The 24,382-nt window shown below is 62.2% G+C and carries 28 protein-coding genes, 2 tRNA genes and 2 pseudogenes; 21 read left to right on the forward strand and 11 right to left on the reverse strand.

Annotated elements, in window-relative coordinates; translation table 11 throughout:
• Positions 1–18: 18 nt before the first annotated feature.
• Positions 19–534: a hypothetical protein gene (locus ACFQT0_RS21255; protein ID WP_380205102.1), complete on the forward strand. Its 516-nt coding sequence runs from the start codon at positions 19–21 to the stop codon at positions 532–534.
• The gene (locus tag ACFQT0_RS21260) at positions 491–718 is read left to right on the forward strand and encodes a hypothetical protein (RefSeq protein ID WP_380205103.1); all 228 of its coding nucleotides are present in this window, start codon (positions 491–493) and stop codon (positions 716–718) included. The genes ACFQT0_RS21255 and ACFQT0_RS21260 overlap by 44 nt, the downstream gene beginning before the upstream one ends.
• Before the next feature lie 296 nt (positions 719–1,014).
• On the opposite strand, the gene ACFQT0_RS21265 is transcribed toward ACFQT0_RS21260, so the two are convergent.
• Complete coding sequence (locus tag ACFQT0_RS21265) at positions 1,015–1,350, reverse strand: hypothetical protein (protein WP_380205104.1); 336 nt, start codon at positions 1,348–1,350, stop codon at positions 1,015–1,017.
• On the reverse strand, positions 1,343–1,810 hold the full coding sequence (locus tag ACFQT0_RS21270; protein ID WP_380205105.1) for a hypothetical protein: 468 nt from the start codon (positions 1,808–1,810) through the stop codon (positions 1,343–1,345). The genes ACFQT0_RS21265 and ACFQT0_RS21270 overlap by 8 nt, the downstream gene beginning before the upstream one ends.
• 19 nt (positions 1,811–1,829) lie before the next feature.
• Between ACFQT0_RS21270 and ACFQT0_RS21275 the strand changes: the two genes are divergently transcribed.
• Positions 1,830–2,000 carry a hypothetical protein gene (locus ACFQT0_RS21275; RefSeq protein ID WP_380205106.1) on the forward strand — a complete coding sequence of 57 codons (171 nt, stop codon included), beginning with the start codon at positions 1,830–1,832 and terminating at the stop codon, positions 1,998–2,000.
• 168 nt (positions 2,001–2,168) lie between these two features.
• Positions 2,169–2,573, forward strand: coding sequence for a response regulator (locus tag ACFQT0_RS21280; RefSeq protein ID WP_380205107.1), 405 nt, complete (start codon positions 2,169–2,171; stop codon positions 2,571–2,573).
• A gap of 39 nt (positions 2,574–2,612) precedes the next feature.
• Here the strand turns inward: ACFQT0_RS21280 and ACFQT0_RS21285 are convergent, their stop codons facing one another.
• Together ACFQT0_RS21285 and ACFQT0_RS21290 are read right to left on the reverse strand one after the other, a co-directional pair.
• Positions 2,613–3,686: a chemotaxis protein CheB gene (locus ACFQT0_RS21285; RefSeq protein ID WP_380205108.1), complete on the reverse strand. Its 1,074-nt coding sequence runs from the start codon at positions 3,684–3,686 to the stop codon at positions 2,613–2,615.
• A gap of 478 nt (positions 3,687–4,164) precedes the next feature.
• A tRNA-Ile gene (locus ACFQT0_RS21290) sits at positions 4,165–4,238 on the reverse strand.
• 99 nt (positions 4,239–4,337) lie between these two features.
• Between ACFQT0_RS21290 and ACFQT0_RS21295 the strand changes: the two genes are divergently transcribed.
• From ACFQT0_RS21295 to ACFQT0_RS21325, 7 genes are all read left to right on the forward strand, one after another.
• The gene (locus ACFQT0_RS21295; RefSeq protein WP_380205109.1) at positions 4,338–4,997 is read left to right on the forward strand and encodes an HAD family hydrolase; all 660 of its coding nucleotides are present in this window, start codon (positions 4,338–4,340) and stop codon (positions 4,995–4,997) included.
• A complete protein-coding gene (locus ACFQT0_RS21300; RefSeq protein WP_380205110.1) occupies positions 4,960–5,256 on the forward strand; it encodes a hypothetical protein in 297 nt (98 codons plus the stop codon). The genes ACFQT0_RS21295 and ACFQT0_RS21300 overlap by 38 nt, the downstream gene beginning before the upstream one ends.
• Positions 5,257–6,231, forward strand: a complete 975-nt coding sequence (locus ACFQT0_RS21305; RefSeq protein ID WP_380205111.1) for a site-2 protease family protein — start codon at positions 5,257–5,259, stop codon at positions 6,229–6,231. It begins immediately after the preceding gene.
• Positions 6,232–6,422: 191 nt separating this feature from the next.
• The gene (locus tag ACFQT0_RS21310) at positions 6,423–7,061 is read left to right on the forward strand and encodes a hypothetical protein (RefSeq protein ID WP_380205112.1); all 639 of its coding nucleotides are present in this window, start codon (positions 6,423–6,425) and stop codon (positions 7,059–7,061) included.
• Positions 7,062–7,368: 307 nt separating this feature from the next.
• Complete coding sequence (locus ACFQT0_RS21315) at positions 7,369–7,752, forward strand: glycosyltransferase (RefSeq protein ID WP_380205113.1); 384 nt, start codon at positions 7,369–7,371, stop codon at positions 7,750–7,752.
• Positions 7,679–8,107, forward strand: coding sequence for a hypothetical protein (locus ACFQT0_RS21320; protein ID WP_380205114.1), 429 nt, complete (start codon positions 7,679–7,681; stop codon positions 8,105–8,107). The genes ACFQT0_RS21315 and ACFQT0_RS21320 overlap by 74 nt, the downstream gene beginning before the upstream one ends.
• 107 nt (positions 8,108–8,214) lie before the next feature.
• Complete coding sequence (locus tag ACFQT0_RS21325; RefSeq protein ID WP_380205115.1) at positions 8,215–8,562, forward strand: hypothetical protein; 348 nt, start codon at positions 8,215–8,217, stop codon at positions 8,560–8,562.
• A 75-nt stretch (positions 8,563–8,637) separates the two neighbouring features.
• Here ACFQT0_RS21325 and ACFQT0_RS21330 read toward each other — a convergent pair.
• Positions 8,638–9,828 (reverse strand): annotated as a pseudogene (locus ACFQT0_RS21330) (phosphoglycerate kinase).
• 297 nt (positions 9,829–10,125) lie between these two features.
• Between ACFQT0_RS21330 and ACFQT0_RS21335 the strand changes: the two are divergent.
• The 6 genes from ACFQT0_RS21335 to ACFQT0_RS21360 all read left to right on the forward strand — a co-directional run bounded on the left by ACFQT0_RS21335 (position 10,126) and on the right by ACFQT0_RS21360 (position 15,873).
• Positions 10,126–11,172, forward strand: a complete 1,047-nt coding sequence (locus ACFQT0_RS21335; RefSeq protein ID WP_380205116.1) for a D-alanine--D-alanine ligase family protein — start codon at positions 10,126–10,128, stop codon at positions 11,170–11,172.
• A gap of 20 nt (positions 11,173–11,192) precedes the next feature.
• Positions 11,193–12,881: a hypothetical protein gene (locus tag ACFQT0_RS21340; RefSeq protein WP_380205117.1), complete on the forward strand. Its 1,689-nt coding sequence runs from the start codon at positions 11,193–11,195 to the stop codon at positions 12,879–12,881.
• Positions 12,882–13,012: 131 nt separating this feature from the next.
• Entirely contained in the window at positions 13,013–13,660 is a 648-nt protein-coding gene (locus tag ACFQT0_RS21345) for a PASTA domain-containing protein (RefSeq protein WP_380205118.1), read from the forward strand.
• Positions 13,596–13,775, forward strand: coding sequence for a PASTA domain-containing protein (locus ACFQT0_RS21350; protein ID WP_380205119.1), 180 nt, complete (start codon positions 13,596–13,598; stop codon positions 13,773–13,775). Before ACFQT0_RS21345 ends, ACFQT0_RS21350 begins: the two co-directional genes overlap by 65 nt.
• 143 nt (positions 13,776–13,918) lie before the next feature.
• Positions 13,919–14,185: a hypothetical protein gene (locus ACFQT0_RS21355; RefSeq protein ID WP_380205120.1), complete on the forward strand. Its 267-nt coding sequence runs from the start codon at positions 13,919–13,921 to the stop codon at positions 14,183–14,185.
• Positions 14,182–15,873, forward strand: coding sequence for a T9SS type A sorting domain-containing protein (locus tag ACFQT0_RS21360; protein WP_380205121.1), 1,692 nt, complete (start codon positions 14,182–14,184; stop codon positions 15,871–15,873). Before ACFQT0_RS21355 ends, ACFQT0_RS21360 begins: the two co-directional genes overlap by 4 nt.
• A gap of 131 nt (positions 15,874–16,004) precedes the next feature.
• Here ACFQT0_RS21360 and ACFQT0_RS21365 read toward each other — a convergent pair whose 3' ends face one another.
• Positions 16,005–16,520: a fasciclin domain-containing protein gene (locus tag ACFQT0_RS21365; RefSeq protein WP_380206095.1), complete on the reverse strand. Its 516-nt coding sequence runs from the start codon at positions 16,518–16,520 to the stop codon at positions 16,005–16,007.
• Between the two features lie 827 nt (positions 16,521–17,347).
• Between ACFQT0_RS21365 and ACFQT0_RS21370 the strand changes: the two genes are divergently transcribed.
• Together ACFQT0_RS21370 and ACFQT0_RS21375 are read left to right on the forward strand one after the other, a co-directional pair.
• Positions 17,348–18,343: an acyltransferase family protein gene (locus ACFQT0_RS21370; RefSeq protein WP_380205122.1), complete on the forward strand. Its 996-nt coding sequence runs from the start codon at positions 17,348–17,350 to the stop codon at positions 18,341–18,343.
• Positions 18,344–18,517: 174 nt separating this feature from the next.
• Positions 18,518–19,003, forward strand: a complete 486-nt coding sequence (locus tag ACFQT0_RS21375) for an META domain-containing protein (protein ID WP_380205123.1) — start codon at positions 18,518–18,520, stop codon at positions 19,001–19,003.
• A gap of 76 nt (positions 19,004–19,079) precedes the next feature.
• Here the strand turns inward: ACFQT0_RS21375 and ACFQT0_RS21380 are convergent.
• Positions 19,080–19,151 (reverse strand) — tRNA-Arg (locus tag ACFQT0_RS21380).
• A gap of 164 nt (positions 19,152–19,315) precedes the next feature.
• On the opposite strand from ACFQT0_RS21380, the gene ACFQT0_RS21385 reads away from it, so the two are divergent.
• Positions 19,316–19,756, forward strand: coding sequence for an Ohr family peroxiredoxin (locus ACFQT0_RS21385; RefSeq protein ID WP_380205124.1), 441 nt, complete (start codon positions 19,316–19,318; stop codon positions 19,754–19,756).
• 428 nt (positions 19,757–20,184) lie between these two features.
• Here ACFQT0_RS21385 and sucC read toward each other — a convergent pair.
• From sucC to ACFQT0_RS21400, 3 genes and pseudogenes are all read right to left on the reverse strand, one after another.
• Positions 20,185–21,378 (reverse strand): annotated as a pseudogene (sucC, locus tag ACFQT0_RS21390) (ADP-forming succinate--CoA ligase subunit beta).
• Between the two features lie 70 nt (positions 21,379–21,448).
• Complete coding sequence (locus tag ACFQT0_RS21395) at positions 21,449–22,276, reverse strand: glycoside hydrolase family 113 (protein WP_380205125.1); 828 nt, start codon at positions 22,274–22,276, stop codon at positions 21,449–21,451.
• Between the two features lie 49 nt (positions 22,277–22,325).
• A complete protein-coding gene (locus ACFQT0_RS21400; RefSeq protein ID WP_380205126.1) occupies positions 22,326–22,622 on the reverse strand; it encodes a hypothetical protein in 297 nt (98 codons plus the stop codon).
• A 136-nt stretch (positions 22,623–22,758) separates the two neighbouring features.
• On the opposite strand from ACFQT0_RS21400, the gene ACFQT0_RS21405 reads away from it, so the two are divergent.
• Entirely contained in the window at positions 22,759–23,418 is a 660-nt protein-coding gene (locus ACFQT0_RS21405) for an ABC transporter ATP-binding protein (RefSeq protein ID WP_380205127.1), read from the forward strand.
• Between the two features lie 11 nt (positions 23,419–23,429).
• On the opposite strand, the gene ACFQT0_RS21410 is transcribed toward ACFQT0_RS21405, so the two are convergent.
• Positions 23,430–23,957 (reverse strand): YceI family protein, encoded by a 528-nt coding sequence (locus tag ACFQT0_RS21410; protein ID WP_380205128.1) that lies wholly within the window; start codon positions 23,955–23,957, stop codon positions 23,430–23,432.
• Positions 23,958–24,382: the final 425 nt, after the last annotated feature.

A 24,382-nucleotide genomic window follows, 5' to 3' on the forward strand; every position in this document is an offset into this window, starting at 1 on the left:
CTCGTTCACGCCCCGGCCGTGGGTCAGGGCCGTGCTTCGGCGCGGCGCCCACCTGGTAGATGGCCACGGCTTCTGGGACCACTACGAGCACACCCTGCGCCCTCCCCCGCTGCCGAGGCGCCGGCCGGAGAGCCTGATGCCTCGCCGTACATCCTGGTCCACGTCACGCCCTTCACCACCACCCGGGGCGGGCAGCTATACCAGCGCCGGCACATGCGCGTGTTGTACCCGTTTTATGTGCTGTTCTGGGCTCTCTTTCGGGATTTTAAGTACTACGAGCGCGAAAAAAGCCAGCATTTTTATGCCCACCACCCGGCGGTGCACTGGGTGGGCGCGTTTGTGAGCAAGGCCTACTACCTCTTCTACCTGCTGGTGGTGCCGGCCCAGGTGCTGCCCGTGCCATTCTGGCACATCGCGCTGGGCTTCGGGTGCATGCACGTGGGCTCGGGGGTGGTGGCGCTTTTTGCCCTGCTGGCCCGCGAGCCACTGGATGGCCCCGAGCCTGGTGGTGCCCAATGCCGATGGCTCCGTTGACTACCACTGGGGGCAATACCCCGTGCCGGTGGCCTACGACTCCGACCCACACGCCGCCCTGCTCGCCTCCGCCCTGCCCCTCGATGGCCTCCAGCCGAAGAGCCGGCAAACCAGCCCAACCCCGGCTCAACCGCCCCAAGCCCCGGCCAGGCGACAGCCCCCAGTAGCCAGCACCCACGCGTGAACCGCGCTGGCTCTCTATGAGCGGGTTGAGTTGGCTAGCACGAAGTAGAGACGCAACATTTTGCGTCCCCTTGTCCGCGCCACATGGGTGTCGTTCAACGACAAGACGCAAAATATTGCGTCTCTACCTCATATTAATCGGGCAGGACACGTAGACCCACCCCCGGCCCCTCCCCACCGGGGAGGGGCCGGGGTGGGGTAGCCCCGCTGAACGGGTACAGACACTAACCCCGAAATTGCTCTAACGCAAACACGCTCCAAGCCAGCGGCCCAGGCAGAAACCGCCCAATAAATACGCTAGTTCAGGGCGGGGAGCACCAGCACCGGGATGGTGCTTTTTTGATGACCTCGGCCGTCACGCTGCGGTGCAATAAGCTGCCCAGCACGCTGTGCGGGCGGGCAATGACTACCAGCACGTCGGCCTCCAGGCTCGTCGGCCCCCTGCAGGATGCCGGTGGCGGCATCGGCATTGCACACGAGGTGGGCGGTTTCCTCTTCGGGCAGGGCGGCCAGGCCGCTGCGGCGCACCTCGTACACGGCCCGGCGTCCGGCGGCCTCCGAGTGGCTTTCGGCCCGCGAAACGTGCATGATGGCCAGCTTGCAGTGCAGCTCGCCGAGCAGCTTGTCAATCACCTTGACGTTTTCGGGCAAAGCCGCTCGTTGCTGTCCACGGCCAGCACCAGCCTGGTGCAACGCCACCGGAGCCGGCCCCTCGGCGGGCACCACCAGCAGCGGCAGGTGCACCTGGCGCAGCATGTCTTCCACCACGCGGGTCACCACCTCGGTGGGCATGGCCGTGGCCGGGGGCCGGCTCAGCACCACCAGGCTGCGACTGGTGCTGGCGCACCGAGGCCGCCACGGCGTCGGAGAGGAAGTCCTCGGAAATCTCGACTTCGGCCGGCACCGGCTGGCTTTCGGCCAGGGCGCTCAGGGCCTGCTTGCGCTCTTCGTCGGCCCGCCGGGTGGAGTGGTTGGAGACGTATTCCTGGTGCGAGAGCAGCTCGTCGTAGCGCACGTGCAGCAGCACCGCCTGCGCCTGCAAGGGCCCGGCCAGCTCTGCCGCGTAGGCAAGGCCCCGGTTGGGGTGGGCCACAGAATCGGTCAGGACAACAATGGAAGACATCATGGCGAGCGGGGCAAGCAGCTTACTTGAGCTGGCGCAGGCGCGCGGCGCGCAACAGGACCAGGCCTCGTTTGCCACCTCGCTCAGGTTCTGTTTATCCCATCTAAATATCGCTTACAACCAACTCAAAAAAAATGAGATGGCTCAATTCCGGCCTTGATTTATGTCAAATCCAGGCCCTGCCCGCACCGGCCGGGGTGTGGCCGCGCTGCGGAATTTTAGCGCGGAACCGGCCCGCCTGTTGGACGTAAGGTTGAGCTTTTCCGTATACCGCTGCTGCTCGCCCTGGCGCCTGCTGCCGTTTCGCTCACTTTCCGCCGCCGCTACTATGCCAAAGCTCCACTGCGCCCTTCTGGTCGACGACGATACCACCACCAACTACCTCAACCGCCGCCTGCTGGAGAAATTAGCCGTTGCCGACCTGGTGCGCGTGGCCCGCAACGGCCGCGAAGCCCTGGACGTGCTGGCCGCCGAGTGCGCCGAACCCAGTCATACCTGCCCGGTGCTCATTTTTATCGACATCAACATGCCGGTGATGAACGGCCTGGAATTTCTGGAGGCCCACCAGCACCTGAAGCTGCCGCAGAAGCGGGTCATCATCATGCTCACCACCTCGCTGCACCCGCGCGACCTGCAGCGGCTGGCCGCCCTGCCCGTGGCCGGCCTCCTGACCAAGCCCCTGACCGCCCAAAAAGTGGAGGAAGTGCTGCAGGCCCATTTCAGCGAAGCGTAGCGGCGGCAGGCCGGCTTGGGTTAGCTCACTTGGGTTAGCTCAATTGCTGTCAGCCCAATTTCTTTTGTAAAACTGCAGGTCGCCACTCATCGCCTCGTGCTTGATGATGGAATCGTGCAACACGCGGGCCTGCTTGCCGGTTTCGTCAGCTTTGCGGAAGAATAGGCGGGCCACGGCATCCTGCTGGTCTTGCTCGAAGTGGTTGCCCAGGTTCTGGAGCAGCATTTTGGTTTCTTCCAGCCCGCGCATCGACATGTAGAGCATGCTCTCTACCGATTCGGTCACTTCGCTCAGCAGCGCGCTCACGGTGTAGGCGTGGCCGGTGTGGCAGCGGTAGCGAATGAGCTTGCCCTCGATGAGCTGGGTAAGGGCACCGTGGCAGTCGGGGCAGGTGAAGGGCGTGAGCTTGCCCCGGTCGATGATGCCCAGCTCGAAGCCGCCGCCCTGCTTGGCAATGGTGAGCTCAACTTTGAGCAGGTCGAGCTCGGCGGCGGGCAGGCGGGTCTTGGCGGGGGCCGGCTCGCCGGTCAGGCGCACAAGCAGCGAGCCCGGCTCCGAGAGCGGCACAATGTGGTCGGCCGCCACAAACTCCAGCGCGTTGGTGGGCATGGCTGGCTGCTGCGCGTCGTGCGGGTCTTGCACCACGGCCAGCCCGCCCATGCGCTGCACGCTCCAGAGCCCGGACGTGCCGTCGTCGAGGTAGCCGGTGAGCACCACGCCTATCACCCGGGGGCCGTAGGTGTAGGCCGCCGAGCGAAACAGCGCGTCGATGGACGGGCGGAAGCGGTTTTCCTTCGGGCCGCGCATCATCAGCACCTGGTCGCCTTCCAGCAGCAAGTGGTGGTCGGGCTCGGCCACGTAAATCACGCCGGGCTCTACCACCTCGCCGCTTTTCGGGTGCCGGGCCTGCAGCGCCGACACCGAATCGAGCAGCTGCGGTAGAATGCTGGGGCTGTCGGCGGCCAAGTGCTGCACCACAAAAATGGGCGCCGGAAAATCTGCCGGCAGGGTTTTTACCAGTTCGAGCAGCGCCGTAACCCCGCCCGCGGAGGCGCCGATAACGACGATGTCGCGGTGGTGTTTTCGGGTTTTCCCTGCTGGTTGCGTGGCCATACGATTTGTTCCGGGACTTAAGTCCAGACTGGTCGAGTACGTCAAACCGGGGCTGAGGGCCGGAAAAGCTCTCCGTTGGTTACCAACGGCATTTCAAGGTTAGCCGGTTTAGCGCGGCTTCAAGGTCCGTATACTCGATTGGCCTCACCCCGGCCCCTCTCCTTGGGGAGAGGGGAGCCAAGGATGCGCGAGTGTAGCGCGGACTGTGTAGTCCGCGTCCGGAATGGTCTTTATCAAACGGACGTCGGGACGCGGACTACACAGTCCGCGCTACAGACCGTCAGCCGCCCCTCTCTGTTGGAGAGGGGCCGGGGGTGAGGTTCCCCGGAGAGATGCTTCGACAAGCTCAGCATGACGGTCTAGTGGGGACAGCACGACATTCTTTCTCACCGAACCCTTACCCGCTTTAGTAATTGGGGTGCAAAAGGGGTGCAACTCATTAAAAAAGCCCCTCGCGATAGCGCGAGGGGCTTTTTTGTGGGCCCAACTGGAATCGAACCAGTGACCTGCTGATTATGAGTCAGCTGCTCTAACCGATTGAGCTATAGGCCCGGTGCCGGAGGCAGTCATCTTTCACCTCAACCCTTGCCGTTGCCGGCCCTCCAACACGACAAAAGTACGACCTTCGCCCACGGAAAAACAAGCCAACCCATGCTACCTCATCTGTTATTCGACTTTGGCGGTGTCATCATCGACATTGATTACGAGGCCACTCCCGCCGCCATGCGCCGCCTGAGCCGGGCCGGCAGCACCATCGCATTCTCGCAAGCCCAACAGGCTGAACTCTTTGACCTGTTTGAAACGGGCAAGCTCTCCCCGGCCGAGTTTCGGGCCGGGCTGCGCGAAGCCTACGACCTCGACGCCACCGATGCCGAGCTCGACGCCGCCTGGCACGCCATGCTGCTCGACGTACCGGCCGAGCGCCTGGCCCTGATTGGCGAGCTGCGCAGGCAAGGCCACCAAACGGCATTGCTCAGCAACACCAACGCCTTGCACATCGCCGAAATCAACCAGCGCCTGGCCACCAAATACGGCTTCCGGAACGGCATTGCCGACGTGCTCGACCGCGTTTTTTATTCCCAGGAAGTGGGGTTCCGCAAGCCCGGCGAGGAAATCTTCCGGTACGCCCTAAACGAAATGAACTGGCAGGCGGCGGATACGTTGTTCATTGAAGACAGTCCGCAGCACGTGGCCACGGCCCGGCGCCTGGGGCTGCAGGTGCTGCACCTGGCCCCGCCCCTTACCCTCACCACTGCCCTGCCCGAAGCCATCCGTGCCTTTCCCCGAGAATACGCCCCTGCCCGTTCCTGACCCTGATTTTGCGCGCGGGCCCCACTCCGCTCCCACCCCCGCGCTCGACTCCCTGCGCCAGAACCGGGAGCGCGCCCGGGCCCGGCACCTGTTCCGGCGCTTCGAGCGGCCCGAGCCTCGCCGACCCGCCAGGCGGTGGTGCACATTGGGCTGTTTCTGGTTACGCTGGTCACCACCACGCTCGCGGGCATTCAGCTCACGCGCGGCGATGTGGGGTTTCTGCCGCTCGACGTGTTTGCGCTGCGCGGGGCGGCCCTGAGTGCCGAGCCTGGCGCGCGGCCTGTGGTTTGCGCTGCCGTTTCTGGGGGTGCTCACGGTGCACGAGTTCGGGCACTACTTCACGGCGCGGCACAACCGGGTGCGGGCCACGCTGCCCTACTACATTCCGTTTCCGTTGGGGCTGGGCACGTTCGGGGCCATCATCCGCATCAAGGACCGGATTTTTCGCGGCGGGAGTTTTTCGATATTGGGCTGGCGGGGCCGCTGGCGGGCTTTGTGGTGGCGGTGCCCCTGCTCATCTACGGCTTCCTCACACTGCCGCCGCTGGAGGAGTACCTGTTTAAAGTGCACCCCGAGTACGCGCAGTACGGGGCCGACTACGCCCGCTACGTGTACCCGCCCGGCCAGGAAGGCATCACCCTGGCCAAGCCCTTGCTCTACCAGTTCCTCGAAAGCACCTTTGCCAACGCGGCCCGGCTGCCCCACCCCAACGAGCCTGATGCACTACCCTGTGCTGCTGGCCGGCGCGCTCAGTTTGTTTTTCACGGCGCTCAACCTGCTGCCCATGGGCCAGCTCGACGGGGGCCACATCCTCTACGGCCTCATGGGCCGGCGCCGCTTCAACCGGCTGGCCTTGTGGCTGTTTCTGGGCTTCATTTTCTACGCTGGTCTGGGCATGTTTTCGCTCCAGACCGACGGGGAAACATGGCTTTACTTCGGGCCCGTCTATGCCCTGTACCTGGGGCTCATCTTCTGGCGGATAATGCCCACGCCCCGCCAGGGGCTGCTGCTGGCCGCCAGCGTGTGGGCCGGGCAGCTGGCGTTTGCGGTGGCCGCGCCGGGCATTTCCGGCAATCCGGGCTGGCTGATTTTCGGGCTCCTGCTCGGCCGCCTCACTGGCATCTACCACCCGCCCGCGCCCGACGAGCGGCCCCTCAGCCCCGGCCGCAAATTATTGGGCTGGGTGATGGTGGCTATTTTTGTTCTTTGCTTTACCCCGAGTCCGTTCAAGTAGCGCTGGTTTGTCATGCTGAGCTTGTGAAGCATCTTCTCACGCCTCAACGATTCGTTCCGCGGCGATAAGATACTTCGCGCAGCTCAGCATGACAGACCGCGAAGGAGAGTGACTTTAATTAGCTCAACCTACCCGTTCTCCGTTACCTTTTTTCTGTTGTTGCGCCGGCTGTTTGCCGCTTTTTCTTTCGAATGATTTTTACTCAAAAACAGCTTTTTCTGGGCACCACGCAAGTTGCCTTGCGGGCCGAGAGCCTGTACGTCTGCAAACGCAACCCGCAGGGCGTGGCCACGCTCGAAACCGAAGTCCCTTACGAGGAAATCCTGCCGGTGAAGTCCGGCGAGCACCGCCACATCCCCACCAACCAACTGCTGCTCACGGGCGTGCTGCTGGTGTTTCTGGGCTACGGGCCCTGGCGTACCTGGCTGGCCACCGGCGAGGCCGGCTTCCAACTGTATGCCTGGTGGGTGATTGTGGGCGTGAATGCCCTGGCCATGTGGATTCGCTTCGAGCAGCAGTGGTGCACCTTCCGGCTGCAAACCGCGCACCTGGCGGTCACGCTGGCTGGCCGGCCCTGGCAGCGCAAGCAGTTCCGTGCCTTGGTCGCCGAGCTGGAGCGCCGCACCAAAACCTACCTGCGCGACGAGTACGGCCAGGTAAACCCCCTGGGCATGATTGAGCCACAGCTGCGCCGCGTGGCCTGGCTGCGCGAGCTCAACGTGCTCAGCGCCCGCGAAGCCCAGGCCCTGAGCACCCGCCTCACCGGCCGCCGCACCACCGACACGCTCAAAAGCATGGGCCAGGAGCTGGAGTCGCCTTATTTGAATTAAGAGTCTCTCCGTAAAATAAATTGAACTTCATGCAGCGCGCAGCATCGCGCTCGGTGGAACCTTACCCCCGGCTCCTCTCCCCAGGATAGGGGAGCCAGCCGAGTGTAGCGCGGACTTTGTAGTCCGCGTATCGTTGGCGCGGACGCGGACTACAGAGTCCGCGCTACGTTTGCGCAGAACCGGTGCCCCCTCTTTTTGGAGAGGGGGTCAGGGGTGAGGTTCCGGCGCGCGAGATGCTTCGGCAAGCTCAGCATGACAGACGTTGCCTCCCCACTCCCAGCCCAACAAATCCCATTTCCAATACACCATGATGCCACTCACCACCAGCCCGACCGAAACGCTGGCCCTGGTGAGCATCATCATCCCCACCTATAACGAGGCGGACGCCATAGTCACGCTGCTCAAGCACCTGCACCACGCCGGCGCCGCCACCGATGCTGCCGTGGAAATCATCGTAGCCGACGGCCACAGCACCGATGCTACCGCTGAGCTGGCCCGGCAGGCCGGCGCCCGCGTGCTGGCCTGCCCCCGCAAAGGCCGGGCGGCCCACCAACTGCGGGGCCCGGGCCGCCCGAGGCAGCATCCTGTATTTCCTGCACGCCGACACGCTGCCGCCCGTGGGCTTTCTACATCACATCCGGGCGGCCGTAGCGGCGGGCTATGGCTGCGGCTGTTTCCGCCTGGCTTTTGACGAGCGACACTGGTTTTTGCAGGCCAATGCCTGGTTTACGCGCTTCAACGTGGCGGCCGTCCGCTTCGGCGACCAGAGCCTGTTTGTGACCAAAAGGGTGCTTGAGCAAGCCGGCGGCTACCGCGAGGACCTGATTATCATGGAAGACCAGGAAATCATCGGGCGGCTGCTCCGGCACGCCCGCCTGCGTGTGCTGCCGGCCACGGTCCTCACCTCGGCCCGTAAGTACCGCGAAAACGGGGTTTTCCGGCTGCAGGGCGTGTTTTTTCTGCTCACGCTGCTCTACCGCCTGGGGGCAGCGCAGCCGCTGCTGCTGCGCATCTACCGGGGCCTGATTCGGCAGAGCAAGCTGTAGCGCCGGAGCCTCCGCGAGGCAGGAATAGGCCATTTGGGGTAAGCTGGGCGCTAGAAACCCGGGGGTGGGGCTCCGTACTTCTGCTGGTCCACCAACCACCCTTTCTCATGAGCACCTCCCTCAACCCAGCCGCCGTTACCTACGCCCGCCGCCTTATTCGAGAAGGCAAAATCAAGAACGACGAAGGCCATTGGGGCGAACACAACCCCGACTCGGACCAGGAAAACGCCTTTCTTGAGCAGCATAAAATCGAGGAGTACGGCAACTGGCACCTGGGCCTCGACATGACCAAGGGCGAAGACTCCAAGGGCCGCTACAAATTCCCCTACGGCGACTTCAAAACCGTGCACCGCGACGGCCTGATTGCCGCTAAAGAGCGAGCCGCCCAGCAGGGTTACCAGGACATCGAAAACGCCGCCGACGAGCTGCTGCGCCTGCTGGAGAAAAAGGCCTGATGCGCCAGTCTATTAACAAAAAAGCCCCGGCTGCCTGTGCAGCCGGGGCTTTTTCACTTTTCAGCCGAAGTTGAGCTAGCCCAGGGCCACCACGCCGGGCAGCTCCTTGCCTTCCATGTACTCGAGCAGCGCGCCGCCGCCCGTGCTGATGTAGCTCACCTGCTCGCCAAAGCCCATCTGCTGAACAGCGGCCGCCGAGTCGCCGCCGCCGATGAGGGAGTAGGCGCCGTTGGCCGTGGCCTCGGCAATGGCGCGGGCTACAAACTCGGTGCCGAGCGAGAAATTGCTCATCTCAAACACGCCCATGGGGCCGTTCCACAAGATGGTTTTGCTGTTGCGGATGATTTCGGCGAAGGTTTCGCGGCTGTCGGGGCCCAGGTCGAGGCCCATCCAGCCATCGGGGATGTGGTGGTTGCCGGCCACTTCGACGTTGGCGTCGTTGGCAAAGCGGTCGGCGATGAGCGAGTCGGTGGGAAGCACCAGGTTCACGCCCTTGGCCTTGGCTTTTGGATGAGCTCCCGGGCCAGGTCCACTTTGTCAGCTTCGAGCAGGGAGCTGCCCACGTGGCCGTTTTCGGCCACCGAAAACGTGTATGCCATGCCGCCGCCAATGAGTAGGTTATCGACCTTATCGAGCAGCTTTTCGATGATGAGAATCTTATCGGAAATCTTGGCGCCACCCATGATGGCGGTAAAGGGCCGCTCGGCATTCTCCAGTACTTTCTTGGCGTTGTCAAGCTCCGACTGCAGCAGGTAGCCGCCCACCCGGTCCTGCGGGGCAAACGAGCCTGGCCACGATGGCCGTGGAGGCGTGCGCCCGGTGGGCCGTGCCGAAGGCGTCGTTCACGTAGACGTTACCGAGTTGAGCCAGCTTGGCGGCAAAAGCGGGGTCGCCGCCTTCTTCCTCCTTGTAGAAGCGCACGTTGTCGAGCAGCAGCACCTGACCGGGCTGCAGGGCCGCGGCTCGCTGCGCGGCTTCGGCACCGAGCACATCGCCGCCCCACTGCACCTCGCGGCCATACTCCTGCGAGAGGCGCGCCACGAGGCTTTCCAACGAATACTTTTTCTCGTACCCACCCTTGGGCCGACCCAGGTGCGAAAGCAATACCACCGAGCCGCCGTCGTTCAGGATTTTCATCACCGAGCGGGTGGCCATGCGAATGCGGGTGTCGTCGGTAATGCGTAGGTCCTTGTCGAGTGGCACGTTGAAATCGACGCGCATCACGGCGCGCTTGCCGGCAAAATTGTAGGTATCGAGGGTGTTCATGGGAAGCTGAAAATGTGGTTTGAGCCCGCAAAGTAGAACGAAAACTCCCCTCCTTTTTTAAGGAGGGGATGTTCGAGCTTTAGCTCGGACTGGGGTGGTTACCCTCGTTGAACGATTCCAGAACGAGTTGGGCTGAAATCGTGCGGGTGTCGTTCAACGACTCAACCACCCCCGTTGCCGCGAGCGCGGCAACATCCCCTCCTTAAATAAGGAGGGGAGTTGGTCGTTCAATCCTGGGCTACAATTCGGCGAAGGCCAATCTCAACCCCTCACCTTATCCTTACCTTTGCGGTACTTATGAAAATCGGCATTTTTTTCGGGGGCACTTCGCGCGAGCGGGAAATTTCTTTCGCCGGCGGCCGCACCGTCTTTGATAATTTAGATAAGGCCCTGTTCCAACCGGTGCCCATCTTCGTGGATAGCCTCGGGCAGTTTATTCTGCTCGACTGGCAGTTTATTTACAAGGGCACCATTCGGGACTTTTACCCGCCCGTGGAGTCGCAGCCGGCCTCGGTGCACCACCTGCAGGTGTACATCGAAAGCCTGGGCGAATTGAGCCACGAGGAGCGGTTCCACGCCATTGCCAAGGTGGGCCGCGAGGTGAAAGCGCAGGAGCTGCCGCAGCTCATGGACTTCGCGTTTCTGGCCCTGCACGGGCCAGGTGGCGAAGACGGCGCCATCCAGGGGATGCTCGAGTGGCTGGGCATCCCGTACTCGGGCTCGGGCATTCTACCCTCGGCCTTCGGCATTGATAAAATCGCGCAGAAAAACCTGCTGCACGCCCTAAACCGGCCTACGCCCAGTTTCCGCGTCATCAAGGCCGAAGAATGGGACACCACCGACCACGCGGCCACGCTCGCCTACCTGGTGCGCGAGTTGGGCTTGCCGCTGGTGCTCAAGGCGCCGCGCCAGGGCTCGAGCATCGGCGTGAGCATCCTCAAAACCGATAACCTGGCCAAGTTTGAGGCCGCCATCGAGCGCAGCCTGTTCCGCAAACGCGTGACCCGCGAAGAGTGGCAGCGCCTCGGCGAGCAGGACAAGCTGGCCTGGGTGCAGCACCTCACGGACATCCGCGAGGGCATTGGCCTGCCGGTGGTGGTTTCTGGTTCCTCGTCTCTGGTTTCTGGTTTAAACGACGACCAACCAGCAACCAGCAACCAGCAACCAGAAACCATCATCTACCACCCCGAAACCCTGCTATTCGCCCTCAACGAGCGGCTGGAAAGCGCCGAACAGGTGCTCCTGACCAACGTGGACGGCGAAACCCAAGTGCTGGTGGAGAGCTTCGTGGCCGGCCGCGAGTTTAGCTGCATTGTGGTGGAAGACCCCAACGGCCTCCCCTAGCCCTGCCCCCCACCGAGATTGTGAAGGGCGAGGAGATGTTCGACTACCGCTCGAAGTACCTGCCCGGCCTGGCCCGCAAGGTCACGCCAATTGATTTGCCGGAGGCGAAGATTCAGGAAATCCGCGAGGCCTGCGAGGAGATGTTCCGCACGTTCGGTTTTCAGGTGTATGCCCGTTTGGATGGCTTCGTGGGCCACGATGGCAAGCTGTTTCTGAACGACCCGAACACTACTTCGGGCATGCTGCCGGCGTCGTTCTTCTTCCACCAGGCGGCCGAAATTGGGCTAAATCCTTCGCAGTTCCTCACCTACCTCATCCGCACATCGCTGGCCGCGCGGCGCCGCGCCGGTCTGCGCCCGGTGAAATTGGCTCAACTGCTGGCCAAGCTGGATGAAGCCGTAGCCGGCCGCCAGCACGAAGCCACCGAGCGTATCCGCGTGGCCGTGATAATGGGCGGCTACTCGTCGGAGCGCCACATTTCGGTGGAAAGCGGCCGCAACATCTACGAGAAGCTCAGTTCCTCGGCCAAGTACGCGCCGGTGCCGGTGTTCCTCACCGGCTCGGCCGACGAGCACCGCCTCTACGTGCTGCCCGTGAACGTGATGCTGAAGGACAACGCCGACGACATCCGCGAGAAAATTGAGCACGCCGAAGCCGGCGAGGCCCCGCACCCCATTCTGGAGCGCATCCGCCGCGAGGCCAGCGTGATTACCAGCACCTACGCAGGCCAGGCTCTGGCTTTGCCGCGCCGCATTTCCTTCGAAGAGTTGGCTCAACTGGCTGATGAGGTGTTCATTGCCCTGCACGGCCGGCCCGGCGAAGACGGCGCCCTGCAGCAACAGCTCGAGAAGCTCCGCTTGCCCTACAACGGCTCGGGCGTGGCTAGCAGCAGCGTCACCATCAACAAGTTCGAAACCAACAAGCGCCTGCGCGAAGCCGGCCTGCTGGTGGCCGAGCACCGCATGGCCAGCAAGCTGGAGTGGCAGGCCGACGCCGAAAGCTTCTACCGCTCGCTCGAAGCCCAATTCGCTTACCCCTTCATCGCCAAGCCTGCCGACGACGGCTGCTCTTCGGCGGTGAAGAAAATCAAGAATCGGCTGGAGCTGGAAGCGTTTAGCCAGTTGATTTTTCGCACCGAAGAAGACTTGCTCTCGGGTCCGGCCGCAGTACTCAGCCTGGGCTTCAAAGAGGAGTTTCCGCGCAAGGATGCCTTCCTGGTCGAAACCCTCATCAGTCGCGACGGCGCCGCGCACTTCCTGGAAATCACGGGGGGCCTGCTCACGTCTTATGACGAGCAGGGTCAGCTCAAGATTGAAGTGTTCGAGGCCAGCGAGGCCCTGGCTACCGGCGAGGTGCTGAGCCTGGAGGAGAAGTTTCTGGCCGGCGAAGGCCAGAACATTACCCCCGCCCGCTATGCCTCTGACCCCGCCGAGCGCCAGCGCATCTCCGACGAGGTGAAGGCAGTGCTGCACCGCGTGGCCGAGGTGCTCGACATTCAAGGCTACGCCCGCATCGACGCGTTTGTGCGCGTGCGCCAGCACGGCCAGGTGGAGGTGCTGATTATCGAAGTCAACTCCCTACCCGGCATGACGCCCGCCACCTGTATTTTCCACCAAACCGCTCTGGCCGGCTACACGCCCTACCAGTTTATCGACCGGATTCTGGAGTTCGGCAAGGCGCGGGTGGAGAGAGCGCAAGTCAACGCCTAACCGTCATGTCGAGCGCAGCCGAGACATCTTGCTCGGGGTAACTAATTAGTTATTGCACGCAAGATGTCTCGGCTGTGCTCGACATGACGTTCTTTCATTATCTCACATAGCTTCCAGCTAGTTTTCATACAATGGCATTCCTAAAAGCTGACACCCCACTCGACGTCTTCAAGCACCTGCTTCTTATTGCGGTGGCGGGCGGGCTGCTCGTGCTGGGCTTTTTCTACGTGTACCTGCCCATGAGCACCCACCACGGCGAAACCATCACGGTGCCCAAGGTGACGGGCATGAACGTGGCCGACCTGGAAAACTACCTCGAAGAGCGCAACCTGAACTACTTCGTGGACGACTCCAGCTACAGCCCCAACATCCGGCCGTTTACGGTGCTGGTGCAGGACCCCGCCCCGGGCGAGAAGGTGAAGGAAGGCCGCAAAATTTACCTGCAGGTGAGCATGAAAAACCCGCCGGTGATTAAGATGCCCAAGCTCACCGACGGCTCCTCCAAAAACGCCATGCTCATCCTCAAGAGCTACGACCTCGTGGTGGGCCAGATTCAGCCTGGTGCCCGATTTGGCGCAGAATGCCGTGCTCAAGCAGTTGGTCAACGGCAAGGAGATTGCGCCCGGCGCCCCCATTGCCAAAGGCACCAAGGTAGACCTCGTGGTGGGCGACGGCCAGGGCAACCAGACCTTCCCCGTGCCCAACCTCGTGAACATGCCCGAGGACGAAGCCATCACCCTGCTCATCGGCCAGGGCCTGCAAAAAGGCGAAGTGTTTGAGCAGGCCGCCGAAGACGGCCAGGTGCCCGGCACGGTGGTGCGCCAGCGCCCGCTGGCCGGCCCCGATGCCACCATCCGCATGGGCCAGCTGGTCGACATCTGGGTGGCGAAGTAATCCGTAATGGAGCAGCGCCAAGCGGTGCTTTGCGTTTCCCGGCCGTATAGGATTTATTCTGGCGGCCCGGGGCGCAAGGCACCGCTTTTGGCTTCCGCACTATTTTTTCTACCGCCGTCGTTAGGTTCGTAAACCCGGTTTCTATGATGACACTCTTCCGCACGTATCGCCGCCTGGTGCTGCCGGCCCTGCTGCTGGGAGCCGGCGCGGCCCCGGCCCAGGTGGCACCCTCCCTCCCGCTTTCTGCCGACCCCGCCCGGGCGGTATTTGCCCCGGCGGCGCGCGAGCGCACCCTCACGCAGCGGCGGGGTACGGCGTCGGTCGCCTTGCCCTTCTTCGACGATTTTACCTCCCCCTCGAAGGCGCTCCCAAAGTCCAGAACTGGCTGCCCACCGGCGGCGCCTTGGTGAGCAACCGCCTCGCGGTGCAGCCCCTCACGCGCGGGGCCGCCACGCTCGACGGCCTACGGGCCAGCGGCCGCAGCTACAGCGGCACCGTGGCCAGCTCCTACGGCACCCTCGACTCGCTGGTGTCACAGCCCATCAACCTCAGCGGCCTTTCGGTGAACGACCAGGTGTACCTGAGCTTCGCCTGGCAGGCCGGCAGCATCGTAGGTGCCCCCAACCGCAACATCGGCAACACCACCGTGCGGCTGGAGCTTTTCGCCAAAGTGAGTGGCGGTGCTTGGGAGTCGGTCTGGGTGTATCGCAGCGTTAACCAGGTCACGGCTTTTCGCCAGGAAGTCATCAACCTTAATCAGGCCAAGTACCTGCATGGCGACTTCCAGTTCATGTTTGTGGCCACCGGCAACCGCTCCGACAACAGCGACGGCTTCAGCGTGGACTACGTGGTGCTGGACCGGGGCCGTGCCCGCGGCATGGCCGACACCACCTTCGTGGATTTTGCCACCAGTGCGGGCCTGAAAGGGCTCAACCCCTCGGGCGGCTTGAATAGCCCGCTGCGCCGGTATGCGGCCATGCCGGTGTGGCAGTTCAATGCCGCCACGCCGGCCAACAGCGAAATCACCACCCGCCTGGGCGTAAACGTGAGCAACCTCAGCGCTGGGGTGCTGCCCGTGCCCATTGGGGTGGTAGGCACAGTGCGCCAGGCACCCAATGGCGCGGCCCTGGGCACCTGGGCCCAGCGGACCAAGCAATTTACCACCGTACCGCGGCAAGACAGCGTCCTCGGCTCGCCCAACCGGGTGGCCATCCCCACCACGCCCGAGGCCAAAACCATGCGCTACACCCTGGCCCTCAACTCCCAGGAGACCAACCCGCACACGCTTTCCAACGACACCATCTCGCGCGATGTTGAGCTGAACAACTACTATGCGTACGACGACGGCACGGCCGAAAACATCACCCAGCTGATTCCTTACTCCACCGGCCAGGCCTCGGCGTTTGCGTATCGCATCGACCTCAACCGGCCCGACTACGTGCGGGCCCTGCGCCTGTACCCGGTGTTCACGGCCTCGGACCAGGCCAGCCGGGCCGTCACCATCAACGTGTGGGAAGACAACGGCGGCAAGCCCGCGCTTACGGCCCTGGCCACCAAGACGGTCGTTATTCCCGTTTCCCAAGCCTCCGGGGCCGGTCAGTACGTGGAAATCGCCTTCGACCAGCCCGTGCGCGTCACGGGAACGTTCTACGTGGGCTATTCGCAGCCCTCGCAGGGCCGCGACCTGCACTACGGCCTCGACCTGAACAACAGCTTCCCACCGGCCCACCTCTGGCGCCGCGACAACACCGGCACCTGGGATACCGTCAGCTTTGTGCCGCGCGGCACCGCCCGCCGCGGCGCCCTGATGATGCGCGCCGTGATGAACAACAACGTGGCCACCGCAACGGCGGCAGCCCGCCAGGCCGCGGCCTACAGCCTCTACCCCAACCCGGCGCGGGGCAGCGTCACCATTGTCGGGCCCGGCTTTGCGCGCGCGGCCGTGCTCGACGCCGTGGGGCGCACCGTGTGGGAACAGCCCAAGGCGCAGTCTGGCCAGGCCACACTGGTGCTGCCCTACCTACCGGCCGGCGTGTACACCGTGCGCCTGACCCTGGCCGATGGCAGCACGGTGGGCCGCCGCCTGCTGCTGGAATAAGGCATCCAGGCCGTCACGCCCCTATTTATTGCAAAAAATCCCCGCCAGATGTGTCTGGCGGGGATTTTTGTTTAGGAATACCAAGGCTTGGCCCGACAACCCGGGGGCTATCCAGCTCGGCTTTAGCTCAACTATTTGGCGGGCATCAGCACCGTGTCGATGACGTGGGTGACACCGTTGCTGGAAATGACGTTGGGGATGGTCACGGTGGCCATGCCGCCTTTGGCGTCTTTCAGCATCACGCCGCTGGCGCTTTTCATCACCGTGAGCTGCTCGCCCTGCACGGTGGTCAGCACCTGGCCGTTGGTGAGCTGGTCGGCGGTGAGGCGGCCGGGCACGACGTGGTAAGTGAGGATTTTGGTGAGCGTGGGCTTCATCTCGGGCGTCACCAGGGAGTTTACCGTGCCAGCGGGCAGCTTGTCGAAAGCCGCGTTGGTGGGGGCAAATACCGTGAAAGGGCCGGCGCTTTTCAGCGTTTCTACCAGGCCGGCGGCTTTTACGGCGGCCACCAGCGTGGTGTGGTCGGAGCTGCCGGCGGCGTTATCTACGATGTCTTTGTCGGCTGTCATCATGGCGCCGCCTACCATTACCCCACCGGTGGTGGCAGTGGTCGAAGTGGTAGTAGTAGTCGTGGTGGAGGTACCCATGCTGCCGCCGGTGGCGTCAGTGCCCATTCCCATTTCGCCCTTGCGGGGCTTGGTTTTGGATTTCATCTTATCGCCCGTATCCGACTTGCCTTTGACTTTCATCTTGCCATCGTCGGCCATCTTGGTTTTGGTCGTCGAGCCGTCGGCCTTGGTTTTGGTCTTTTCGGCATCGCTCTTGGTTTTCATTTCGTCCTGAGCAAAAGCGGGGGCCGCAAATGCCACTGTCAGGGCAAGCGTCGCGAAGAGTGGTTTGATGTTCATTGTCTGAAAATTGGGTGAAAAGAAATTAACTCAACTACTTATGCTTGTACGTATTTTGAGCCCGATTGGGTGTATCTCATTGTTAAAGCACAACATAGCTAACCGCTATGTTTCAGAATGGTTTTCGCTACCGCTGGCGCCGGCTCTGTTAGTCACCTCAAGCCCACTTCCGGTAGCTCACGGAAGCGGGCAGCGCCAGACCCCTGTGCCCGACTCGTTCGCCCAGCAGTTTCTACCAACAATTGAGCTGATGAATCTACTTTCGCCGGGCCGGTTCCGGCCTTTCCAGAGCGCGGCAACACCGGCCGCTTTACGCCACTGTTGCCGACGAAAAGTGGCCGTTGATGATTAAACTTAGTAGTGCGTTTGTCCGAAACATAGGCTTTCCGATTGCCCCATTCCATCCGTGACGGCTTCCTCCTCCAAACAATACTTCGGTGCCCTCACCGGTATCCGGGCCCTGGCCGCCGGCATGGTTTTCTTTTTCCATTACAGCGAAAAGGAGGCTTCCGCCGGGCCCCTGACCACTTTCGTGCAGTTCTGGGACACGGGCGTAGCCATCTTTTTTGTGCTCAGCGGTTTTCTCATCACCGTCCGCTACCAGGACAGCCTCCAGCCCAGCCTGGGCCTGGGCCAGGACCTACCTGCAAAACCGGGTGGCACGCATTTACCCCATGTACCTGCTGCTCACCGTGGTCACGTTTGCCCTGATTCAATACGTGGGCAGCCCCTGGACCTGGTACGACTACCAGCAGCAGTGGGATTCCCTCATCGCGCGCGACAAGCTCTTCGCGCTGTTCGCCAACCTGACGCTCACGCGTGCCTATTTCGACCGCTTACAATTTATGGGGGTTTATACCGCCTGGAGCCTGACGGTGGAAGAAACGTTCTACCTGTGTGCGCCGCTCATTTTGCTCACGGTGCGCCAGCGGGCGTGGCGGCTGGTGCCCTGGGTGGTGGGGCTGCTGGGCCTTGGGGTGTTGCTCGTCAAGCTTCTGCCCGCCTACCGCTACATGGGCTTCATGGCCGGTGGCCAGCACTTGTTTGCGTTTACCTTCTTTGGGCGCGCGTCAGAATTCGCCGCGGGCATGGCCCTGGCCATCTGGCTGCGGCGGCACCCCGCAGCGCGGGTGGGGCCGTGGCTCACGGTGGCGGGGGTAGCGGGGTTGCTGGCCTTCCAGCTGTTCTACAGCCTCAATCTGTGGGATAAAAAAACTAACTGGCCCGTGGATACGGCCTGGCACCTGCCCTACAGCTTGCCCGTGGCGGTGCTTTTCGCCGGGCTGGTTCTCGAGCGCACCTGGCTGCGCCGGTTGCTGGAAACCAAGCTGTTTGACCAGCTGGGCAAAAGCTCCTATATCTTTTACCTGATTCATGTCGGCATCATCGACCAGGGATTCCGCGCCTACCTCAGCGGCAACGTGTGGGTGCGGCTGCTGGGCTACATCCTGGTTTCGTTTGCCTTGTACAAGCTGGTGGAGCACCCGCTGTTTAACCTGCTCCGGAGCCGCCGGGCGGTCAGCTCAATTCCTGCTGCTAAGCCCGTGGCCGCGGCCTCGTAGCCGCGGGAAGCCTGCCGCAGCAAACTCCGGCAAGAGATTTTGCCAAAAATCCCGGTTGATGTCCGCCTCCTCCTGTCTCCCCGTTAGCCGTGGATGAGCTAGCGCAGGTGCTTGTCTACCAAACCAGTTTGCTCACGTAAACAAGCCAACTGTTTCATTCTAGCCTCGATTGAGATGAAGCCACTTGCTTGTTTGCGTTGGGCCGCGGTGGTGTTGCTCGTGCCCACGGCGTGCAGCTACGACCTGGCCGAACGGCCCACGGGCGGCCCGGTAGACGCGGCCGTCGATAATACGGCGCCCACGGCGGCACCCTTGCGCGACATCCGGTGGGAGCTCAGCGAACTCAACGGCAAACCGACTGCTTTCACGGAGCAAACGCCCTTTCTGGTATTGCACGATGGCCGCGCCCGCGCCGAAGGCCGGGCGGGCTGCAATAAGTTTTCGGGGCCTTACACCGCGCCGGTGGTGGGCCGCTTGCGGCTGGGCCCGCTGGCCACGACTCGCAGCGCCTGCCCCGACCTCCCCGCCGAGGTCGCCTTCTTACAAGCCCTAAACAAAGCGCAGCACTATCGCATACGCGGCAATACCCTAAGTCTCTACCCCGCTGATACCCTGGGAGTGCCATTGGCGCAGTTCCAGGCGGCCCCCGGCAAGAAATAGCTGGTGGCCCGTTTTCACCCTGGAATCCCGTTTAAAAAACAAAAGCCCTCCCACGCAATGTGAGAGGGCTTTCCAGTGGTGATGCTAGGAATCGAACCTAGATCAAGAGCTTCGGAAACTCTCATACTATCCGTTGTACGACATCACCAAATCGGGATAGGACTGCAAAAGTAACCTCAAAAGCGAGGGGGACCAAATCTGTGGCCACAATTCCTCGCCGCTTCGCGGCCGGGCGCACAACCCAACGGGCCCGAAAGTAGTTAAGTCAGCAGTCTTCTTTCTTTAACAACACCCACTCTCTACGCAGTATTTATGAAAAAGAATCTGTACACGGCCGACGCCTCGGCCGTTGGCGGCCGCAGCGGCCACGTGCGCTCGGCCACGGGCATCATCGACCTCGACATGTCGGTTCCCGAAGGCCTGGGCGGTAAAAAAGGCGCCACCAACCCCGAAGAATTATTTGCCGCCGGCTACGCCTCGTGCTTTCAGCAGGCCCTGCTCGTTATTGCCCAAAAGGCCGGCGACCGGCTCGACAAGGAAAGCTCGGTACAATGTTCGGTGACGCTGTTTCAGGAAGGCGAAGGGTACGGCCTGAGCGCCGTGCTCGACGTGGACCTGAAAAAGTTCGACGAGGCCAAAACCATTGACATGGTGCGCCAGGCCCATAAAATCTGCCCCTACTCGGTTGGCACCCGCGGCAACATGGAAGTTGAGCCTGCGCGTGATGGGCAAGCCCGTACCGGTGCACGCTGAAGATAACATCGGCGTAGCGGAGCATAAATAGTTGCTCGTTGCTAGTTGCTCGTTGTCAGTTTTTAGCTCAACTGAGAGCCGTTTAGGAATTCGACGGAAGTCGTCCGGCCGTGCGCAGCCGGGGCACCTCACCCCCGGCGCCTTTCAAAAGAGAGGGAGCCTGACGTTAATCATTCAACAGAAAGCCCCAGCTTAATTGAGCTGGGGCTTTCTGTTTTAAAAATTGAGCTGAGCCTTGTGCTATGGCTCCCCTCTCCGCGGGCTTCGCGACTCAAGCGAACCGGGGCCGGGGGTGAGGTTTCCCACTCGACATCACCGCCTAAAATGAAGTCCTAATTCGCTTCATCGGCAAAAGCAAAAGGCCCGCCTGAACTATCAGGCGGGCCTTTTTACAAATTTACAAACAACTAACAACGAGCAACCGACAACTAAGCGGTAGCCAGCACTTCTTTCACGCGGGCAGCGGCATCCTTCAGCAGCACGGCTGAGGACACTTTCAGGCCGCTTTCGTCGATGATGCGGGCGCCTTCCTCGGCGTTGGTGCCTTGCAGGCGCACGATGATGGGCACGCGGATGTCGCCGATGGCTTTGTAAGCCTCTACCACGCCGTTGGCCACCCGGTCGCAGCGCACGATGCCGCCGAAGATGTTGATGAGGATGGCCTTCACGTTCGGGTCCTTCAGGATGATGCGGAAGCCGGCTTCTACGGTCTGGGCGTTGGCTCCACCCCTACGTCGAGGAAGTTGGCCGGCTCGCCGCCGCTCAGCTTGATGATGTCCATGGTGGCCATGGCCAGGCCGGCGCCGTTTACCATGCAGCCCACGTTGCCGTCGAGCTTCACGTAGTTCAGGTTGTTCTGGCTGGCTTCTACTTCCAGGGGGTCTTCCTCGTTGAAGTCGCGCAGGGCCACGAAATCCTTGTGGCGGTACAGGGCGTTTTCGTCCAGCGTCACCTTGGCGTCAACGGCCAGGATTTTGTTGTCCGAGGTCTTCAACACGGGGTTGATTTCGAACATGGCGCTGTCGGTTTCGTCGTAGGCCTTGTAGAGGGCTGTTACGAACTTCACCATTTCCTTTTGTGCTTCACCTTCCAAACCAAGGTTGAAGGCAATTTTGCGGGCCTGGAAGGCCTGCAGTCCCACGGCGGGGTCCACGTGCTCGCGGTGGATTTTCTCGGGATGCGCCTCGGCTACTTCCTCGATGTCCATGCCACCCTCGGTGGTGTAGATGATGACGTTTTTGCCCAACGCACGGTCCAGCAGCACGCTCATGTAGTATTCCTTCGGCTCCGAAACGCCGGGGTAGTACACGTCCTGAGCTACCAGCACCTTGTGCACCTTACGGCCTTCGGGGCCGGTCTGCTTGGTGATGAGCTGCATGCCAATGATGTCATTGGCAATATCTTTCACCTTGTCAATGCCTTTGGCGAGCTTCACTCCGCCCCCTTTGCCCCGGCCGCCGGCGTGGATTTGCGCCTTGATGACGTACCGCCGGTGCCGGTGTCAGCAGTCAGTTTTTCGGCGGCGGCTACGGCCTCCTCGGGCGTATCGGCCACGATGCCTTCTTGGATACGGACACCGTATTTTTCAGGATTTCCTTACCCTGGTATTCGTGAATGTTCATAAAAACGGTAAAGGGGTGGGTTATTCTTCGCTGACCTTCGGTTGCTGACGCGAAAGTACGCCTTAGCCCGTCATTGCCCATACCACCGGGCCAATACCGCTTCGGCGGGCTTGTGCTGGGGCGTAAAATCGGCGTGGCGGCGGGCCGGGCCGTCGGGCGCCAGGCCGGGGTACCATTTCCAGATAAACATGCCCTTGAGCCACGGCTGGCCCCAGCAGGCCCGGAACAGGGCCTCGTAGCAGCGGGCCTGGGTGGCCTCGTCGGGGGTGGCCAGCGCGGCCGTGCGCTCGGGCCATTCCCAGGGCCGCACGGCCGCGTCTGCAGTGGTTTTGTAGCCCACTTCAGTGAATACCACGGGCTTTTTGGTTTTCCTGAGCCACGCCGAAAGCGCCCGCAAATGCGGCTGCCAGCCGCGCACCAGCGTGTCGAGCGACGGGCTTGGGGCCGTGCTCAAGGGGAAATAAGCCTGAATGCCCACGTAGTCCAGCGCATCCCAGAACCGGATTTGCTGGTACTCACCGCTCCAATTGGCGGCGTAGGTAAGCGGGCCGTGGTACACGCGCCGAATATGGCGGATGAGGCGGCGCCAGGCCTTGTCGTGGGCCGGCTCGGTGGCGTGCAGCAGCTCGGTGCCGATGCAGAGGCCATCGAAATGCGCGGCTTCGGCCACCTGGGCGTAATGCAGGATAAAGCTGGAGTAGCTGGCAAACCAAGCGTCCCAGTCGGCCGGGCTGGCCATGTTGATGTCGCCGGGCCAGGCGCCGCGGCCGCGCACCCACAGGTGCGGCTTGAGCAGGGTGCGGATGCCGTGTTGCCGCGCCGCCTGGGCCGTGTAAATAAGGCCGGCGTCGCTTTCGCCCCAGTAGCCGCCGCGGCCGGCGCGTCGCTCGGTGCGCACCCGAATCAGGGCTCGGCGGCCCCACCCTGCCAGCCGAAAGGCATCTGGGCTATCCACGTGACGCGGGCCTTGAGCAGGGCTCCAGCTCGGCGGTGGTGATGGAGTCGCCGCCCACCCAGCTCACGCCGCGCAGGCGCGTGCTGTCAAACGCAACTGCGGCCAGCCCGCTTGCGCCGTTGCGGGCCGGCCCGAAACCAGCCAGCTCCGCGGCCGACAAACGCGCTTCGTAGCTGCTCCCGATGCTCCGGCTGGGGTGCCGCGGCCACGCCCACAGGGCCAGCAGCGGCACTACGCCCAGCAAAACCAGCGGCCACCAGCGGCGCCACGAGAAGGGTGATTGGGGCATAAGGAAGAGCTCAGTCACGGGCAAAATACGATTTCCAGCCGGCGGCTTGCGAGGCGCGTACGGTTGAGCTGCGCTGCGCTCAGATTCTGCGTAGCTTTGTCACTACCCCATCATTCACGCTTATCGTTGCCCGCCGTTGCTGCAAGCTATAAACATTCACAAGAGCTACAATTCCTTGAACGTGCTCAAGGGCATCGACTTGACGATTGAGAAGTCCGAAATCGTGAGCATTGTGGGCTCTTCGGGCGCGGGCAAAAGCACCTTGCTGCACATCCTGGGCACGCTCGACAACCCCGACTCGGGCGAAGTGCTGTTTGATGGCGAGTCGGTAAGCTCGCTGGGGCGCAACGACCTGGCCCGGTTTCGCAACCGCCACATTGGCTTCATCTTCCAGTTTCACAACCTGCTGCCCGAGTTCACGGCCCTCGAGAACGTGTGCCTGCCCGCCTACCTGGCCGGTCGCTCCGAAAAGAAGTGCGCGTGCGGGCCCGCGAGCCTGCTCGCCATGCTCAACATGGAATTCCGGGCCGACCACAAGCCCAGCGAAATGAGCGGCGGCGAGCAGCAGCGCGTGTCGGTGGCCCGCGCCCTGATTAACTCGCCCGAAATCATCTTCGCCGACGAGCCCAGCGGCAACCTCGACACCAAAAACGCCCAGGAGCTGCACCAGATTTTCTTCCTGCTGCGCAAGGAATTGGGCCAGACCTTCGTGATTGTGACGCACAACGAGCAGCTGGCCGATATGGCTGACCGCAAGATTGTGATGCGCGACGGCCACATTCTGGAGGGCGGGTAGCCTCCAACACTTTAGTGGGCTTGGGCGGCTTTCACCCGAATAGTTACGTCCACGTTGTTGGCCATAATCAGGTTTTTCTTGCCCACGTGGTAATCCAACCGATTGAGGCGCATTTTGCCTTCAAATTTGTGGTCGGCCGAAACCGTGAAGGGCATTTTCACTTCCCGCTGCACATCCTTTATCGTTAGCTTAAAGAGGCCTTCGTATTGGTTGGGGCCCGTTTTTTGAAACGAGGTCGACTCCATGGTAATGGTGGGGTAGCGGGCGGCGTCGAAGTAGGTGGGCTTCTGCAAATCCCGGTCCCGCAGGGCGATGCCCGTGTTAATGGTGCTCACCGGCACCGATGCCCGAATGCGGGCCTGCTCCAGGTGCGCGGGGTCGAACTGAATGGTGGCTTCCAACCCCGAAAACGTGCCGTTTACCGGCAGCCCGGCGTTGCTAATCTTAAAGCGGATGTCCGCTTCCTGCACCTGCCGCTCGCCGGCGGAAGCGGCAACCCAAAGCCAGCACAGCCAGCTCAACCCAAGCAGCAGTTTCATAATTGAGCAAGGTTAAAAGGTTATCCGGAAAGCGGATGGCCCAGCGCCGAGCGGGCCGCTCTTGTCACAGCAGGCGCTCCCTGCATTTTGGAGCGTTTTGGCAGTCCTTGGGTTTGATGTGGGCTACTCCTAGCCCTTGCGTGTGTCCGCGCAAAACGTAGAGCGTGTTTGGGAAATTCGTTTTTGTGTCATGCTGAGCGCAGCCGAAGCATCTCGCCTGCGCTACTCATCTTATGGATTGAGTTTACTGAGGCACGCGAGATGCTTCGGCTGCGCTCAGCATGACGTTCAACGGATGTTTTGGCTATATCCAGACACGCACTTAGGCCAGACTATTCACACTCGACGGTAACACTACGGCTTTGGCTTGCCTCCTTTAATATACTGGTTTCAACCTTAAATCGGGTGGCCTGGCTCTGCCGGAA

This window comes from Hymenobacter humi (assembly GCF_042665855.1).
In the GTDB taxonomy this organism is placed as follows: Bacteria; Bacteroidota; Bacteroidia; order Cytophagales; family Hymenobacteraceae; genus Hymenobacter; species Hymenobacter humi.

What these genes read in the sequence shown, in the direction of transcription:
- ACFQT0_RS21400 (WP_380205126.1), bottom strand. Translation starts at nt 22,622, where the DNA reads ATGCCCCAATCACCCTTCTCGTGGCGCCGCTGGTGGCCGCTGGTTTTG.
- ACFQT0_RS21280 (WP_380205107.1), top strand. Translation starts at nt 2,169, where the DNA reads ATGCCAAAGCTCCACTGCGCCCTTCTGGTCGACGACGATACCACCACC.
- ACFQT0_RS21260 (WP_380205103.1), top strand. Translation starts at nt 491, where the DNA reads ATGGCCCCGAGCCTGGTGGTGCCCAATGCCGATGGCTCCGTTGACTAC.
- ACFQT0_RS21325 (WP_380205115.1), top strand. Translation starts at nt 8,215, where the DNA reads ATGAGCACCTCCCTCAACCCAGCCGCCGTTACCTACGCCCGCCGCCTT.
- ACFQT0_RS21355 (WP_380205120.1), top strand. Translation starts at nt 13,919, where the DNA reads ATGATGACACTCTTCCGCACGTATCGCCGCCTGGTGCTGCCGGCCCTG.
- ACFQT0_RS21315 (WP_380205113.1), top strand. Translation starts at nt 7,369, where the DNA reads ATGATGCCACTCACCACCAGCCCGACCGAAACGCTGGCCCTGGTGAGC.
- ACFQT0_RS21375 (WP_380205123.1), top strand. Translation starts at nt 18,518, where the DNA reads ATGAAGCCACTTGCTTGTTTGCGTTGGGCCGCGGTGGTGTTGCTCGTG.
- ACFQT0_RS21335 (WP_380205116.1), top strand. Translation starts at nt 10,126, where the DNA reads ATGAAAATCGGCATTTTTTTCGGGGGCACTTCGCGCGAGCGGGAAATT.
- ACFQT0_RS21345 (WP_380205118.1), top strand. Translation starts at nt 13,013, where the DNA reads ATGGCATTCCTAAAAGCTGACACCCCACTCGACGTCTTCAAGCACCTG.
- ACFQT0_RS21385 (WP_380205124.1), top strand. Translation starts at nt 19,316, where the DNA reads ATGAAAAAGAATCTGTACACGGCCGACGCCTCGGCCGTTGGCGGCCGC.
- ACFQT0_RS21285 (WP_380205108.1), bottom strand. Translation starts at nt 3,686, where the DNA reads ATGGCCACGCAACCAGCAGGGAAAACCCGAAAACACCACCGCGACATC.
- ACFQT0_RS21275 (WP_380205106.1), top strand. Translation starts at nt 1,830, where the DNA reads ATGGAAGACATCATGGCGAGCGGGGCAAGCAGCTTACTTGAGCTGGCG.
- ACFQT0_RS21310 (WP_380205112.1), top strand. Translation starts at nt 6,423, where the DNA reads ATGATTTTTACTCAAAAACAGCTTTTTCTGGGCACCACGCAAGTTGCC.
- ACFQT0_RS21350 (WP_380205119.1), top strand. Translation starts at nt 13,596, where the DNA reads ATGCCCGAGGACGAAGCCATCACCCTGCTCATCGGCCAGGGCCTGCAA.
- ACFQT0_RS21295 (WP_380205109.1), top strand. Translation starts at nt 4,338, where the DNA reads ATGCTACCTCATCTGTTATTCGACTTTGGCGGTGTCATCATCGACATT.
- ACFQT0_RS21410 (WP_380205128.1), bottom strand. Translation starts at nt 23,957, where the DNA reads ATGAAACTGCTGCTTGGGTTGAGCTGGCTGTGCTGGCTTTGGGTTGCC.
- ACFQT0_RS21365 (WP_380206095.1), bottom strand. Translation starts at nt 16,520, where the DNA reads ATGGGTACCTCCACCACGACTACTACTACCACTTCGACCACTGCCACC.